Consider the following 16,395-nt stretch of genomic DNA (forward strand, 5'->3'; position numbering starts at 1 on the left):
GCTTACTCTCCTTGTAATGCAATGGCTGATTCAGGGTTAGATTCTTTAATAGCAGGTTGGTTCTCATTTAAAATAACAAGTTGCATCCCCGGTACGGGATACTGCAATGAAGACGTTATAACGTTGTCTCCCTCTGCTAACCCTGATTTCACAATACTATTACCTGCAGCATCATGTACGGTGACTAACGATTTAAAAACTAATTGGTTATTTGCATCAACAACCGCCACTTGATTATTACTGACCCAATTACTGTCAATAACGGCGGCATCAATTAATGTTAACCCCGTCACGTCAGCTTCAACATAACTGCCAAATTCGAGGGGCGTTAAATCCGATTTTAACGCATAGGGGTCGGCAACTTCAGCAATCAGATAGTGCATACGGCTACTTTGATCTTTAATGCCTTCTGAACGAACAACTGTTGCTGTCCATTCTATTTGTTCATCACCAATGTTAGCGGTTAGCTTCACCTGAGCATTTATGCCTCTGTTTGGTAAATACGATAATTGATTGTTAGCAATTGGTAGGCGAACTTCTCCTTCGGCAATCGAGTTAACTTGACCAATTTCACTGCCTTTACTTGCAAAAGTGCCCAAGCTAATTTTACGACTCGCAATAATGGCATCATAAGGCGCTTTGATTTCGGTTCGCTCTAAATTACGTTTTGCACGTTTAACAATCGCTTGAGCGGCTTTAACTTGCGCAGCAGATCGGGCTAATTGAGGTTTGCGTAAGGCAAGTTCTGATGGGGTTAAATCTTCGATTTGCAACCATTCGGCTTCTGCGACTTTACCTTGCGCTTTTTCTTCTTCTAATGAAGCTTCTGCACTGGCAAGGTTAGCTTCGGCTTCCAATAAATTAGTTTGATAATCACTTGGGTCAATTAAGGCTAATACCTCGCCTGCTTTTACAAAGCCGCCCTTGTTGAATACCGGCGATAGCGAAATCACAATACCTTCAACTTGTGCAATCAAATTGGTTTGATATTTGGGTGTAAGTTCACCATAAGAGGGGATTTGCAGTGCGTGGTCATGAAGTTCAATAGCGTGTACTTTCACTTTAGGAGTTAAATCAATGACAGGTTTGACTTCAGGCGGTTTCTTTAAACTCTTCAAGCCTTCCATTGCCACAATAGCGATTAAAATAATTACAATCGGTAATACATACCGCTTATTCATTTTTTTCAACATATCCCTAACCTGTCCGTTTAAAGTGATTATTTTAGCTTACATTTATGTAGCTAAGTTTAAGCAAAATAGTGCTTGTAAAATAAGTTTACAAACCACAACAATGAAAGACAAATAATAGCGGAATTGATATTTGATAGCTTGTGTTAAAAGATAAATAGACGACTTCTAGCGATAATCGGTTAAATAGGCAGGTATGTAGAAGATTTACGATATATTGAATGTATCTCCCACTAATTTAATTCCCACTAATCTAATATGCAATCGAGCATAATTAAAAAGCTCTGAATAACTCAGAGCTCATCAGGCATAATATAATTTCAAAATAATAGGGAAATTATTTTAATAAGGGATGATTTTCAGGCAGTTTTTTAGAAATCCATACCGCCAGCTTATGTTTCATGCTCAGTAAGTCTTCTTGATTCTCTGGTAAAGGCGTAATCATTTTATCATTAACGAGTAAACGGTAGATACATTCAATTTTTTGCTTAGCAGAGTCTGTTGGACCAAATGATTGATAGCCACGATTTTTTGCATAGGCTTGGCCTATTTCAAGTGCTTTTTTTAACAACCCTGATTCATTCTTCATTTTTTTCATAATGCGTCATTTCCTTTTATTTGAAATTTACGACCAAGCATATCTAATACAATCTGTTTTATACCCCAATAAATGGGGTATCGTCACCTTCAATTTTTTGCCTTAAAACCGATTGACTAATCTTTAGTCGCAGGCCACTTAAAGCTATTAGTCGAAAGTGATTTTCTTGATACTTTTTTAGTCGGTTTACCGTGCTCTTTTTTAACCATTTTTTTAACCGACACTTTATCATTGTTATAATTACCATAGGTAATAGGAGCATCAGCGGTCGCTTTTTGGGTAACGGTCGTTGTACGATTCTTAGGCTTTAATATATTAACCTTTTCATCCGTATCTTCACCATTAGGCGCTTTAGTGAAGGTACGAGAACGATTCGCTCCCGATGGTTTTTTCTCTATATCGTCACGATACTTAATTTGCATGCCCGTTAAAAATTTGCGTAATAGCTGATCTTTACATTCACGATAATGCTGATGATCAGCTTTACGAAACAGCGCGCTTAATTCATGTTTGCTAATGCTAAACTCAGCTAAATCCATGATATCAAGCACATCTTCTGATTTTAAATCTAAAGCAATTTTTAACTTTTTAAAAATTAAATTATTGTTTAAATGATTTTCAGGTAAAGCCTGTTCTTCACGCTTGCCGCGTTTTTCATTAATAAAACCATTTAAAAAAGTCGAAAATTCGCGATCACTACAACGAACATACTCTTCGTCTTCTTCTTTCTTCAACCATTGCGTAATTAAAGACTGTTCCATTACGTGCCCAGTAGAGGCAACAATTTCAGCCATTTTTGCATCGTTATAGTTAAATGTATAACGAATACGACGTAAAATATCATTGTTAGTCATGTGACTTACCTTATCAATAAATAGGCCGTCTAACGACGACCACGCCCGCGTTGCTTCGCACGACGAGCTTGTGCAGTTTTAGTATTTTTGCGAGAAGTTGTGCGTGCTTTCGTTAAGTCTGGTTCATATCCCGGTAACCATTGTTGCGGAATGCGACTATCGAGCAAAACCTCGATTTCTTCTAACAACCAATTTTCTTCTTCACTCATTAACGAGAGTGCCATGCCTTGATTACCGGCACGGCCCGTTCGACCGATTCGGTGTATGTAATCTTCTGCAATATGAGGTAATTCGTAATTAATCACATACTGTAAATCTTGAATATCTAACCCACGTGCAGCCACATCAGTCGCGACGAGCGCCCGTACTTTACCCACTTTAAAATCAGCCAATGTAGACTCGCGTCGACCTTGAGACTTATCACCGTGTATCGCCTTGGCGTTCACACCGTCTTTACACATCTCTTTAGCAAGCTCATCAGCACCTTGCTTAGTGCGCACAAAAATAAGCACTTGTTGCCAATTTTTAGCGCCAATTAAGTGAGAAACTAATTCTCGTTTTCGATCCGCGTCAACATTGTAGATAACTTGTTCAACGGTTTGAGCCGCGGTGTTACGCGCATCAACTTCAATTAATTCAGGCTCAACTAATAACTGTTTACTGAGTTTAAAAATAGCATCATCAAACGTCGCCGAAAACATCATCGTTTGGCGTGTTGTCGGTAACTGTTTTAAAATACGTTTAATATCATCAATAAAGCCCATATCAAGCATACGATCGGCTTCGTCGAAAACTAAGTGAGTTAAATGCCCGAGATGAATCACTTTTTTATACATTAAATCGATTAGACGACCCGGTGTCGCAATCAAAATGTCGGCGCCTTTTCGAAGCTTGGCGATCTGTGGCGTTAAACTCACACCGCCATAAGCAATCTGTATATTTAATGAAGTCTCATTTGCGTATTGCTCAATATTACGATGAACTTGTTGAGCAAGCTCACGAGTTGGCGTTAAAATTAAAGCACGAACGGTATTTGAATGCGTTTTGGCGTTATCACTTAACGGCGTTTGCAGGCAAAACTGAATGATAGGTAAACCAAATGCAGCCGTTTTTCCGGTCCCTGTTTGTGCACCGGCCATGATATCTTTACCCGATAAAATAACGGGAATAGCCGCGAGTTGGATAGGCGTTGCTTGCTCATAGCCCAAGTTATTAACTTGCGTGACAAGCTGAGGCAGCAAACCTACATTTGAAAAATCACTCATCACAACCTCCGCTTAATTTTAATCGCCATTTTAAAAATGTAGCCATAAAAAAGACCTATTTTTACATCAGTCTTTGAATTTTCGCGCAGTTTAACAGGTTTTAAAGTCGCTTATACAATAAAGATAAGTTTAAAATAACGTGAAGCGCTATTTATACCAATAGTAGCTAGAGGTTATTCTAGGGCTCATGTGTATCCAAAACACAAGTTAATTAAGTCCCCTTACTTTTATCTAAACAAGGCGTGTGTATTAGTATTCATACACTCCTGCTTTTAACTACCAAATAAAACGCTGGTAAGCCGCACGTTCATTGAGTTTTTGCGCTAAATAGAGCCCCATTTCTTGAACTTGAGCATTACCTTTAAAACGCTCTACATGCGTTAATAATATTTGTAGCGCTTTGTTGGTTTGCCCAATATTGTCGAGCGCTAACGTAAATGTATACAAATATTGCGCGTTGCTTGAATCTAATTCAAACGCTTTTTTAAATAAGTTAATAGACTTGTGAACTTGTTTTTGGCGTATCAAATGCAAACCATACGAATAGTTCAAAATTGCCGACAAGGGGTTATTTTTAATGCCTAACGTTAAAATATCCGCTACGGCCTTAACCTTGTTTTGGCCGCGATATAGATCCGCTAAATTAATGTACGATACATCAAAATAAGGGTCGATTTTAATCGCCTGTAAATAGGTTTCAATTGCACTCGCGACATTACCCTGTTGCAATGCAATATTACCTTGATTTAATCGCCCTTCACCCCGCCAGCTATTAACGGCTTGGGCGGTTGATAATTCATCAAAAACGCGTTTAAACAAATCACTATCGGCTATATAAAGTTGAGCATCGGCCAATGCATATGCAGCACCGGTGCGTATTGCCCGGCGCTTATCACTTAATAATGGTTTTAATAACGCCGTTCGCGCTTTTACATTAATAACCGTAGCGGCTTGACTCACCGCCAAGCGTAATAGATCGTCTTTTGCTTTCACATAAGGTACTAACATAGACGCTTGTAATGCATTTTGATGATAACTCAGCATGGCTAAAGCAGAAGCGCGTGTTATTTCATCTAATTTTTCATCATCAACTATTTTAATATGTTCACCCAGGCTAATAGATTGGCCTTGCATTAACCGCATAAAATTAAGTTTATTTGGGTTTACCGCTGTGGGTTTACCATGCCATTTTTCAAGGTTTTTACTCGCCCATACCGCATTTTTCTCGGTATGACATTGCGTACACGCGTTAGGTGTATCAAATTCAGTTGCTAAATCAGGGCGTGGAATTTTAAAACTATGATCACGGCGATCATCAACACCCATATATCTATTTTCTGGCATATGGCAATTAACACATTGTGCGCCACTACTGTCGATTTCATGTTGATGATGAGATTTTGCGTTATATTCTTCTGGGCTATGACACTGCAAACATAAACCATTATCTTGGCTTTTAACTTTCATCGTGTGTTTATCATGGCAATCTAAACAATTAACCCCAGCAGCATGCATTTTACTTTGTAAAAAAGAACCATAAACATAGACCTCTTCTTTAATTTGGCCATCAGCATGATACAAAGGCGGTTGAATGAGTTGTGGTGTGAATAAGTCTAAGAAGTGACTGCCCGCTTTTAAACCATCAACAAGCGGAGAACGTAAAGAGTGACATGCAAAGCACGTATCCATAAATTGGTTATCACGTGGCTCACCCTGCCATTGTGCTATTTTTTCACCTGACTGACGTAACCACATACCTGCAGCCTGTTTAAGTTCTGGTGTTATGTTATTTCGATGACTCGCTTTTTTTGTCTTTTCATTTTCTTCTGCATGAAGAGTCATATCACCATGGCACGATAAACACCCCACATTAATGTTGTCCCATTGGCTATCAAATTTGTTTAGCTCAGCATCATAATTTCGTACTAAGCCATCAGAATGACAATCAGCACACATGCCATTCCAATTCTGTAAAGGTTGTAACCAATGTAAACGGTCCGTCGGCAAGATGGTCTCATCATATAAGTTATACCAACGTTGTCCGCCTTCGCTTTTATCTCGACTGTCCCATACAAACGGTAAAACATGCATTTTCCCATCAGGCAACTTTGTTAAATATTGCTGTAAAGGCGCATGACCAAATACATAACTAATTTCATATTTTGTTTGTTTTCCAGCCTGTATAAGGCTCATAAAAAATTTATTATCTTGGCGATAAAAGCGCCCTTCGTGACCAAAATGCATTAGGCTTTTATTGTTAAAGTCTCCTAACACCGTTTGCTCATTTGCCAAATCCATTGCTTTAGCATGATCAGATAATGACCATTTTTTATGTTCACTTTGATGGCAGTTTATGCAGGTTTGATTTGAAATAGCGTTGTCTTTGGGTTGTGCAAATACAAAGGAAGAAAATAAAAAAAGAAGAATAAAAACAACAGAAAAACGCAAAGGTGAATGATAATTAGCCATGAGATACAACATTAAAGAATAATACCGGCATAATAGCAGGCTCATTTTTAAATATCAGTAGATTTAACAGGCTAATGTATAGTCAAAGCGATCGAGGTTTAGGGGCAGCCGTCAAAGCTACCGCGTCCTGCTTTCGCCTCTTACCTGCATCCATGCAGGCAAGCTTCGAGACGCCATGAGCATATGCTCTACTATATGCTTGGAGCCGCCTAAATGGATTTAGGTGTTAGAACGACGCAGGAGCCACAGGTTTTAAGTTCCAGACGAAACCTAAGTTCTTACATCCATGTAAGCAAAGTCAAGAGTAAGCGCTGACAATGAACCATAAAATCTGAGCGAGAAGACTATAGCACAGTAAAAAAACATGAAGGAACAACGCCAAGTTTATGGGTTGTCAGTTGACTCGCCACACCGAGCTAAACGATATTTGATAAATGTTTTTTCTTTATTAGAGCTGGTTAAATTGTATTTTGCTTTAACTCGTAACCATTGCCTTAGGTAAGTACAATGATATTCATTAAATGTAGGCAACCAATCTTGCGGGGCTTTATCATTTTTATTGCGGCGACTATTTGGGTGAACAGGGACAAGGTTAATCACGTCATTTTTAAATTCATTACGTTGGCGTAAATTCCACGATTCTGCGCCGTTTAAAAAAGCATGCTCTAACCCAACTATCGGATCTAAAACTAACGCACTGGCGCTGCGGTAAGTATTATTGCTGTAGGGGTCAACCCACAACCCCCGGCTGACTTGGCAGTTATTAGCTGGATCTTGATAGGTCACAGGATCTTTAGAAAAGAAAATAAGCACTTCGGCAAAAGTATCTTGGCAATCATGATCGGAATCACTCCAATGACCCCAATCGTCTTTATCAAAACGTTGATAACTACGCGCGCGTGCTTTACGTTTTAATTTTTGTTGAGCAATAAACGCTTTGAATTGCGCTTCACTTTGCTGCTTCTGGTTTAAATTAACATTGCCACCTTTTATGCCTTTATGACAATGATAAAGATCTTGATTTGAATGACAACCATAGGGATCGAGAGAACCAGAATGCGCAAAAGCATGGTTTATAAAAAAGAAGCACAATAGAAAAAGAATAATACCGAGAATTAGATTTAGTTTATGCAAAGCCATCTGCTATTTACCAACTCAAAATTAAAAAAGATTCCGTACAAACTTCCTGATCACACGATTGAATCTGACCTATATAGACTAGCACATGTCTATTGATTTACATTATAGGTTATCGTCCTAAAACACGTTATTTTTAGATTAAGACGTTAATAAATTTGAAATTACCGTTATTAAACAAAGTCCCCTTTTAGTCATTGTTTATAAACTTGTATGCTGATCCGTCCTATGTCATTCTTTGCGCTCTATACATGATCTAAATTGAATTTATAAGCATGAAATTAAGCAATCACCGCCCAAGTTTAAAAGCATTACAATATTTACTCGCCTTACATCAAGAGCAAAGTTTTATTCGGGCGGCAAAAAATTGTTTTGTTAGTCAATCAACTCTCAGTACGGCAATTCAAAACCTTGAAGAACAATTAGATTGCCAAATTTTAGAACGTGATAATAAGCGGTTTCATTTTACCCAAGCGGGGCTAGAAATTGTAAAACGAGCCTCTAGTATCATTTTACAAGTAGACGATCTTGTCGCCTTTAGCGCTAATCAATCAGGAGATATGACAGGTGAAATAACCTTGGGGTGTATTCCAACTATCGCGCCTTTTCTTTTGCCTAAATTGATCAAAAAAGTAAGACAAGATTACCCAGATTTGAAATTCATGATGCGAGAAGACACCACTGAAAACCTGCTCAATTTAATGCAACAAAATAGAATCGATATGCTCATTCTCGCTTTACCGGTTGATACGGGTGATTTAATGGTTAAAAAACTATTTAATGATGAGTTTTTCTTAACGGCCTTGCCCGATCTGCTTGAAAAATTTCCGGCCAGTGGCTTATCCGATGACGTGCCCGATAACAGTATATTTTTATTAGAAAAAGAACATTGCATGAGCGATCACGCCATCAGCGCTTGCCAGTTGCACAACAGCAATAAAATACATCCCTTTTCTGCCACCAGCGTGCACACCTTAATACAAATGATGCAACAAGGAATAGGTGCAAGTTATTTACCCAAAATGGCGATTGATAATGATATTTTAAAAAATACAGATTTGGTTTGTCGGCCTTTAGCGGGCAGTGCGTACCGTGAAATAGGTATTGTCTGGCGCCCCACAACAGCGAGATTAAAAACGTTCATGGAGATTGGCGAGTTAATTAAACAACTTGCTAGTTAACTAGGGCGTGTTGATCTTTGTTTATAATTTGAGCTGAGAGAAAAAATGGTCTTAGGCAAGGCAGAAATAATGAAGTTTAGTCATCTAAATAAGTTATTTCTAACGCTGCATAAGACCATTTTGGCCTCAGCCCGAAGGGCAATGGCTATTTTAACCCTTAACGGCATTAGAATTCGTTTATTTAGAATGACTAAACCCCACTCATTCTGCTTTGTTAATGATTAAAATAGCCTATTGCTCAAAAATAATACAAAGATAAACACGCCCTAGGGCTATCATATTACTGGTAAAAAACGATTTAAGCTTTAAAACCATTATGATGGACTAATGATTGTGTCGGTTTGCGTTCAGCCCATTTAAGTGTTTCTAATTCGGGTTTATCTAAAAATTGTTCAACATAACCAATGCATAAATAAGCAACTAATTTGTGCTCACTCGGTGCATTTAAAATATTTTTGACGGTATCAGGGTTTAAAATACTCACCCAGCCTAAACCAATATTTAAGGTTCTCGACATTAACCACATATTTTGTACTGCACATACGACACTATATTCACCCATTTCTATCATAGAGTTTTGCCCTAAAACAGGCTCATCTGATGGCTTATAAAAAACAGCAATATTAACAGGCGCCTCTTTAATGCCTTCTAATTTAAGAGCCGCATACTGCTTTTGTTTTTCATTACTAAATAATGTTTGCGCCTTAGCATTTTCATCTGCAAAACAATCAGCCACTTGCTGTTTAGTTTTATCATCACGAATAACCACAAATTCCCATGGCTGAGAAAACCCCACGGATGGCGCTAATGCGGCGACTTGAATCAGTTGATCAATCACGCTGTCGGCCACGGCTTGTTGAGTAAAGTTATTACCGCGTACATCACGTCGGTGTTGCATAATATCTTGCAGCATTAGTTGGTCTTCAAGAGTGAACTGTTTATTTGGCATGATTGTTAACTTATTTATTAATTGAATAGCAGAGCAGAAATAGACGCGTGGCAGGTGATGCAGAGAGATATTAATACAAAATATCGACTTTTGATAGCAAGTTGCCCTGCTATCAAAGTAAACATAACTAAGTTAAAACGACAAATCAAAAACGACAAAGCACCAAATATTCACCTTCATGATAAACATAGTTCGAATCATGCGTAATGAAATGCTTTTTAAGTTCAGGCGTATCCGCTAATGCTAAAAACTTACAGTTTTTGTCAGCTAAATATTTATTCATATATTGACTTTCAAGCTCCCACTTGATGGGCTCACCAATCATATTTAAATAAGAAAAGAGTAATGAACGAACATTATTTTTAGGACTGTGCTGAGGCTCTAAACAAGTGAATAAAAGTAATGAGTCAGCCCCCGTCAATTTATCAATTGCACTAAAAATAGCATTAACTTCATCCACCTCTAAATACATCATCACACCTTCACAGATATATAAGGTTTTGCGTGTGGCATCAAACGCCGAAAATTCATCTAAAGCACTGTATAGGTCTTGTTGGGTAAAATCGACACTTAAAAAGTGCATATTGTCTTTTTTGTTGCTCGAATCACTTAATAAAGCTTCGCTTTTAACTTTGTGTGTATCAGGGTGATCTATTTCAATAAAGTTAACCTGACTATGCACATGATGTAAACGCCAAGCTAACGTATCAAACCCGGCACCTAAATTAACAACTTGTGTTACACCTTCACTGATTGCCTTAAGCGCTTGCTCCTCAATATAGCTTTTTCTTAAGACATAATGCACGGTAATGCCCGGTAGTAATAAATACTCGCGTAGCTTTGTTGATAACTTAGATAACGGGCTCGTAATTTGTTTTAAGCGTTTACGCCCCTCTTCAGAGCCTTTTAAAATCAATTCGCCCGTTTCAACAATGTCTTTATCAACCAAATATTGATGAGGTGTAGAATAAGCAACGTGTAAAATTCCTTGTAATACCGTAAATGCGGTCGAACTTGCTTCATTTTCTTTCATATTTCACCTTGGCCTATAAATTTAATATGTTTATCCATGAAAATTAAAATATTGCGTGTTTGTAAACGGTTTAGATATTCGATAGTTGTGGATACACTGACTTTAGCCATACTGGCGATTTCATCGATATTAACCTTAATAGTACATTCATTTGAGTCACCACTGCAGGCTTTTGCGTTATCTCTTAATTTATTAATGAAAAAATTCAATCTCACATCCTCGGTACCATGAGATAAAACAAATGCTAAATCGTCAACCTGCCTTAGCCTTGAACACAGCATATTTAACAAACCTCTTAAATAACGTGGTTCATCTGTGACTTTCTGCCAAAATATATCGTGGTTTAAAACAATAAATTCACAATTAGTCAATGTGACCGCACTTGCTGAACGCGGCTCATGATCAATTAACGATAACTCCCCCAATAAAGCCCCTCTATTTAAAGTCGCTAAGCTTAATGTATTTTCATTATTGTTAATTGACTTAGTGATCTCGACCCGGCCTTTATTAATTAAAAAGGCTTCATCACCTTGATCATTTTCATTAAAAATAACATTTCCACGATCAATTAATAAATATTCAAAACAATCTGCAAAACAGTCTAATAATTCATGTGAGTCGCCAAAGGCACCTGATACCCACTGATAAACAGGGGCAAAATCATGACCAATAGGCAACACAGACTCCCCAATATCAGGGACATATATTTCATCACTAAAAATATTAAACCCTAAGCGTTTGTATATACTAATTGTTTTGGCATTTACTGTTGCTATAACGTGTGTAGCACCCCATGAATGAGCCACATTGCAGCCCATTTTAAATAGCGCAAAAAAAACATCTCTTCTATTTCGCCAAGGCTTGGCAATAGCTAACATTCCAACACCAATAAAAGCAGGAGGAGGAAGCTCTTCTAATTGACGTTGTTTTTGAATTTGTTCACGGTAGGCGTTAAAATCAAATAAATCATCACTTAACAAACCAATTTCAGAATCCAAATTAATACGGACTGTTCCAATGGCTGTTTGAGATCCCTCATCATAAGCAATTATATTGGCGACTTTAGGCAGAGAATCGTATTGATCAACAATACATTCATTTTTCAGCTCTTTAAATAAACCTTCACCATCAACATAAACAGACTTACGTAATCGATACACATCATTTAACTCTTTAGCGGTAGTCGCTACTTTTATCCGTATACTCACTGTTCATTTTCTATTCATGATTTTGTAAATCAAGCATATGCAAAGTTACCGAGACTCACAAGCTAAAGATTCATTTAATATATTTTAAATTAAAGGTCGCTTGTGGCGACGTTAATCAAGTCACAATATGCCAAATATTAATCACATCGGCGACGACCCACCGCAGCCAAAAACGTTTTTGATTAAGGCTTATAGTGTCCTTTTTCACTGTTTCATGTAATCTACTTACCGTCATAATAAAGGATTAACCTAACAAACCCGATTACCAAGCAACTCACTTAATTGACAGCCACTTGTTGCAAAGTTTGTTTATTGCCTTACGGTAAAGGTGACAAAATGGTTAAGCTGGTTATCAATACACATTATTACACATTGCCAATTATAAAAATCATTGCAAAAATAGGATCTCGCATTGCCTACGATAGAAAACCCAAAAGCCGAAATACTGCCTTTATCCATTAGCCAGTATCAAGTTTGGCTTGATCAAAAACTATACCCAAACAGTTCACATCTAACCACTGGCGGCATGGGGTTTATCAATGGCCCACTCGACATCTCGTTGTTTCATGAAACAGTAGCCGAACTCGTTAAAGAAAACGATGCATTACGCTTATTACCCTTACCAGATGGTACACAGCAAGTTATCAATGATTGGCAAGAAACATTGTTAGAATTTCATGATTTTAGTCAATGTGATGATAGTGAAAAAACGATAGAAGCGTGGTGGAAAAAAACATACGCCGAAAATATACCGTTAGATGGCAAGCAACGCCCATGGCGAATATATTTATTACGCTCAACTCATGAGCGATATGGCATTGTCATGAAATACCATCACATCATGATTGATGGTTACAGTACCGCATTAGCCATGAACGGCATGAGCTACATTTATAGTCGGTTAGATAAACAACGCCAAGCGAAAATATCAGATAATAGTAAAAGTGAAGCATCTCCGCCTGAGGCCCCCGTACAATTCCGCCAATTTATTGAAGAGTCCATTGCTTACCAATCATCAAAAGCGATTAAACTTGACCAAGCCTATTGGCATAAAATATTTCCAACGCTACCAGAACACCTTTTTGAACCGCGGCACAGTGATGAAAACAAAGCCGTCAATCAATTGCCCAAAGCACATCATCATCATCAATTTATGCCTATTGAAGAATACTGCTACCTTCAACAATTTTGCAAAGAACACGCCGCAACGACTTATCATTTATATCTAGCCGCAACCGTTATCTACTTTGCGCGAGTTCATCATAAAAATGAAATGGTGATAGGGGTGCCAGTCCTTAATCGTTCAGGTAAGCGCTACAAATCTACACTGGGTATGTTTACGGTTATCATGCCACTTAAAATCACCTTAGATACAACGGATACCTGCCTTTCAATTATTAAAAAAATAGTCACTGCGTTAAGGCAGTCGTACCGTCACGCTCGCTACCCTGCGAGTGTTTTAGGCCAAGATCTACAAATGATCCAACAAGGTCGAGATAGAATTTTTGATATCACCCTATCATTTGAAAGCACAAACTACAGTGTGACTTATTCGGGCGCACCCACCAGTGAGCCAAGACAAACAATCGATCCCAGTGCGCGTTATCCACTTTCTATTATTTTATGTGAATTTCATGATTCAGAACCAACTGAATTTATATTATCAGCCAGCGATGATTTTTTTACAGCGCGAGAAACCAGCTTGCTCGCCACTCGGTTACAATCGTTAATCAATAACTTAATAGCACAGCCCAATTGCCAATACGAGCAATTGCCTTTGCTGAGTCATGAGGCGCAAAACCAGCAAATTAAACATAAACACCAAAACGTAATAGATCATCAAAATGTCACCGCTTTCATCGATTTATTCCAGCAGAACGTTAGCCTAAACCCCAAACAGAATGCGCTCATGTGGGCAGAAGAAAATGATGACGGCCATCAATATCTTACTCTGAATTACGAGCAACTCAATAAACAAGCAAATCGTTTAGCTCGACATTTATGCACATTAAACATCAAAAAAGGCGATATTGTTGCTGTCATATTACAACGGCAACCAGAAACCATTGCCGCTTTTCTGGCAATAGCTAAAGTGGGGGCGGCATTTTTACCACTCGACCCAACCCAGCCTATAAACCGCATAGAACAACAGATGGCATTAAGTCAGAGCGTTATTGCGATCGAAAGCCAAGCTTATTTGCACACCTTAAACCAACCAGAAATAACAACCGTGGTGATTGATGATGAAAATGCGCCACTGCATAACTTAACAATAGCGGATCATGATCTCAATATACCCATTTCAGAAAATGATCTAGCCTATGTGTTATTCACATCAGGCTCTACAGGTGTGCCTAAAGGTGTATTAATTGAGCATGGCGCATTAAGTAAAAGGTTAGCGTGGTTAGCAAAAACTTTTGAGTTCACGCCTAATGATATTGCGCTGCAATCAATTCAGTTAAACTTCGATCCCGCTATTATCGAAATATGTTTACCACTCACCCAAGGTGCGCAAATAGCACTACCCGGTAAAGGCAAAATAGCACCAACCGATTTAGCTTTTTTAGCCGCTAAGTTTGGCGCGACGCATATTATTTTTGTGCCCACTACCCTTAGGTATTTCAACCAAACCGCTAATCATTACCCTAACCTTAAACTAAGAATAGCCATTAGCGGTGGCGAAAAATTACCAACCGCGATGGCCAAAGCGTTCACCGATAAAACAAAAGCCTTACTTTATAATTTTTATGGTCCGACTGAAGCCTGTATTTTTGCAACAACCCATCAATATACCGGTCAGAATACCGATAAATTTGTCCCGATAGGAATGCCGGTTGATGACACGCGAATATACATTTTGGACAAAAATTTAGGTTTATTGCCCGAAGGTGAAAAGGGCGAGATTTATATTGGAGGTACCGCGCTCGCACGTGGTTATTTAAATGATGCCGATTTAACCCAAAGCCAATTTATCAATAACCCTTTTATTCAAAACCAACATCTCTACAAAACAGGCGATTTAGGCTTCTGGGATCAAAATGGTAACTTACAATACGTGAGTCGGATTGATAACCAAATGAAGCTCAATGGTCAGCGTATTGCATCAGAAGAGATTGAAGCCGCTTTGCAAGGGGTTCCTAAAATAAAAGCGGCGGCGGTTAAATTAGTTAATAACGCACTGCAGGCCTGGATAGTACTAGCATCCGAAAATACGTTAGATGAAGCCTTTCAACAAAAAACGATTCAGCATATAAGCCAAATACTGCCAGCTTACATGGTGCCGAAAATCTTTAACCAAATTAATCAAATACCTCAACAGAGCAGCGGTAAAACCGACTATAAAGCGCTCGTTCCACAAGCTCTTGATAAAAAAAGCCCAAAACTTAAAAAGCCGATAAATCAACTTGAAGCTACATTACTGACATTTTTTAAAAGTACTTTACAAAAAGATGAAATAGGCACTCGTTGTCATTTTTATCAACTGGGGGCTGATTCTATAACCAGTTTGAATTTGATAGCTAAAATTCAGCAAGCTTTCGGAGAAACAATCCCCCTATCCATATTATTAGCCAATCCGACCGTCGAAACATTAGCACTTAGGCTCGCTAATACCGCCACTAAAAATGAATTAGCGATCAGTATTGACTTAACCCGCAAAACTGGCCCATCCTCAAAAAAGCAATCGTTGTGGATTGCAGCCTCTGGCCATGGCGACCTCATACGTTTCAAATCACTTGCTCAATTACTATCGGCACAATTTAAGGTGCAAATGCTACAACCGGTCAGTAACAACAAAACAGCTAAATCAACCACACAAACGATAGAAGCATTAGCGCATCGCTATGCCAATGACATTATTCATCATCATCGGCATGATGAATCTTTTTGTCCAATCATTGCCGGTTTTTCAGTGGGCGGGTTAACCGCATTAGAAACCGCAAGAATCTTAATAAGTGAAGGTATCAAAATAAAAGGTATTGTGTTAATTGATACGACTTATCCGCGTTTTTTCCTGTGTTTATCTTGGTTATGGCGCGTATCCGCGTGGTTAGTTAACACTCTCGGCTTACAAGAACTCAGTATAAATCAACGTCAATTAGGCACATTATTCAGCGACCAAGGGTTACAAACCCAAATAACCGCACTCAGTCAATATTCACCTAAGGCACTCGATACACCAACAACCTTGATTATTTCATCTGGGTTTAAACCTTGGTATCGCTATTTATTTAAGCCATGGCAAAAATTACAAAACAAAAATTTAATTGAAAAACATTTATCCGGCTTTCATGGCACTTTATTTGATACTGAGCACGTAGATGCGCTGGCGGATATATTCAAAAATATAACCGAGCAAAATACAGAGTAGCGTAACTTAAGCCCAGTCAACACCAACAGGTAAAGTATAACTACTATACTCTAGGTGAATCACTCTGGGTTGTGTTCGGGTGTTCGGGTGTTGGAGTAATGGCTTTACGCGATGAGCGTAACAAATGTGGGCGCATCACTAA

The 16,395-nt window shown here is 38.4% G+C and carries 10 protein-coding genes and 1 pseudogene; 2 read left to right on the plus strand and 9 right to left on the minus strand.

Going from position 1 to position 16,395, the window contains the following annotated elements:
- Positions 1 to 2: 2 nt before the first annotated feature.
- The 6 genes and pseudogenes from DPX34_RS18690 to DPX34_RS18715 form a co-directional block, all read right to left on the minus strand.
- On the minus strand, positions 3 to 1,193 hold the full coding sequence (locus DPX34_RS18690) for an efflux RND transporter periplasmic adaptor subunit (RefSeq protein WP_111979960.1): 1,191 nt from the start codon (positions 1,191 to 1,193) through the stop codon (positions 3 to 5).
- Positions 1,194 to 1,527: 334 nt separating this feature from the next.
- Positions 1,528 to 1,788 carry a DUF5062 family protein gene (locus DPX34_RS18695; RefSeq protein ID WP_111979961.1) on the minus strand — a complete coding sequence of 87 codons (261 nt, stop codon included), beginning with the start codon at positions 1,786 to 1,788 and terminating at the stop codon, positions 1,528 to 1,530.
- A 398-nt stretch (positions 1,789 to 2,186) separates the two neighbouring features.
- Positions 2,187 to 2,642: pseudogene (locus DPX34_RS22110) on the minus strand (YehS family protein); the annotation flags it as partial.
- 29 nt (positions 2,643 to 2,671) lie between these two features.
- Complete coding sequence (locus DPX34_RS18705) at positions 2,672 to 3,907, minus strand: DEAD/DEAH box helicase (RefSeq protein ID WP_111979963.1); 1,236 nt, start codon at positions 3,905 to 3,907, stop codon at positions 2,672 to 2,674.
- 276 nt (positions 3,908 to 4,183) lie between these two features.
- Positions 4,184 to 6,376 carry a multiheme c-type cytochrome gene (locus DPX34_RS18710; RefSeq protein WP_111979964.1) on the minus strand — a complete coding sequence of 731 codons (2,193 nt, stop codon included), beginning with the start codon at positions 6,374 to 6,376 and terminating at the stop codon, positions 4,184 to 4,186.
- Between the two features lie 384 nt (positions 6,377 to 6,760).
- Positions 6,761 to 7,516 (minus strand): GmrSD restriction endonuclease domain-containing protein, encoded by a 756-nt coding sequence (locus DPX34_RS18715; protein WP_111979965.1) that lies wholly within the window; start codon positions 7,514 to 7,516, stop codon positions 6,761 to 6,763.
- A 272-nt stretch (positions 7,517 to 7,788) separates the two neighbouring features.
- On the opposite strand from DPX34_RS18715, the gene DPX34_RS18720 reads away from it, so the two are divergent.
- Positions 7,789 to 8,694: a hydrogen peroxide-inducible genes activator gene (locus tag DPX34_RS18720; protein WP_111979966.1), complete on the plus strand. Its 906-nt coding sequence runs from the start codon at positions 7,789 to 7,791 to the stop codon at positions 8,692 to 8,694.
- A gap of 298 nt (positions 8,695 to 8,992) precedes the next feature.
- Here the strand turns inward: DPX34_RS18720 and bluB are convergent, their stop codons facing one another.
- The 3 genes from bluB to DPX34_RS18735 all read right to left on the minus strand — a co-directional run bounded on the left by bluB (position 8,993) and on the right by DPX34_RS18735 (position 11,884).
- The gene (gene bluB / locus DPX34_RS18725) at positions 8,993 to 9,643 is read right to left on the minus strand and encodes a 5,6-dimethylbenzimidazole synthase (RefSeq protein ID WP_111979967.1); all 651 of its coding nucleotides are present in this window, start codon (positions 9,641 to 9,643) and stop codon (positions 8,993 to 8,995) included.
- Positions 9,644 to 9,788: 145 nt separating this feature from the next.
- Positions 9,789 to 10,676, minus strand: a complete 888-nt coding sequence (locus DPX34_RS18730; RefSeq protein ID WP_111979968.1) for a class I SAM-dependent methyltransferase — start codon at positions 10,674 to 10,676, stop codon at positions 9,789 to 9,791.
- The gene (locus DPX34_RS18735) at positions 10,673 to 11,884 is read right to left on the minus strand and encodes an N-acyl amino acid synthase FeeM domain-containing protein (protein ID WP_111979969.1); all 1,212 of its coding nucleotides are present in this window, start codon (positions 11,882 to 11,884) and stop codon (positions 10,673 to 10,675) included. The genes DPX34_RS18730 and DPX34_RS18735 overlap by 4 nt, the downstream gene beginning before the upstream one ends.
- A gap of 412 nt (positions 11,885 to 12,296) precedes the next feature.
- On the opposite strand from DPX34_RS18735, the gene DPX34_RS18740 reads away from it, so the two are divergent.
- The gene (locus tag DPX34_RS18740) at positions 12,297 to 16,253 is read left to right on the plus strand and encodes a non-ribosomal peptide synthetase (RefSeq protein ID WP_111979970.1); all 3,957 of its coding nucleotides are present in this window, start codon (positions 12,297 to 12,299) and stop codon (positions 16,251 to 16,253) included.
- Positions 16,254 to 16,395 lie beyond the last annotated feature (142 nt).

The sequence above is a fragment of the Algibacillus agarilyticus genome (genome assembly GCF_003286125.1).
Classification (GTDB): Bacteria; Pseudomonadota; Gammaproteobacteria; order Enterobacterales; family Alteromonadaceae; genus Algibacillus; species Algibacillus agarilyticus.

Bases quoted from the DNA above. Each gene is read 5' to 3' on its own strand.
- DPX34_RS18705 (WP_111979963.1), bottom strand. From the start codon at position 3,907: ATGAGTGATTTTTCAAATGTAGGTTTGCTGCCTCAGCTTGTCACGCAA.
- DPX34_RS18715 (WP_111979965.1), bottom strand. From the start codon at position 7,516: ATGGCTTTGCATAAACTAAATCTAATTCTCGGTATTATTCTTTTTCTA.
- bluB (WP_111979967.1), bottom strand. From the start codon at position 9,643: ATGCCAAATAAACAGTTCACTCTTGAAGACCAACTAATGCTGCAAGAT.
- DPX34_RS18690 (WP_111979960.1), bottom strand. From the start codon at position 1,193: ATGTTGAAAAAAATGAATAAGCGGTATGTATTACCGATTGTAATTATT.
- DPX34_RS18720 (WP_111979966.1), top strand. From the start codon at position 7,789: ATGAAATTAAGCAATCACCGCCCAAGTTTAAAAGCATTACAATATTTA.
- DPX34_RS18710 (WP_111979964.1), bottom strand. From the start codon at position 6,376: ATGGCTAATTATCATTCACCTTTGCGTTTTTCTGTTGTTTTTATTCTT.
- DPX34_RS18730 (WP_111979968.1), bottom strand. From the start codon at position 10,676: ATGAAAGAAAATGAAGCAAGTTCGACCGCATTTACGGTATTACAAGGA.
- DPX34_RS18695 (WP_111979961.1), bottom strand. From the start codon at position 1,788: ATGAAAAAAATGAAGAATGAATCAGGGTTGTTAAAAAAAGCACTTGAA.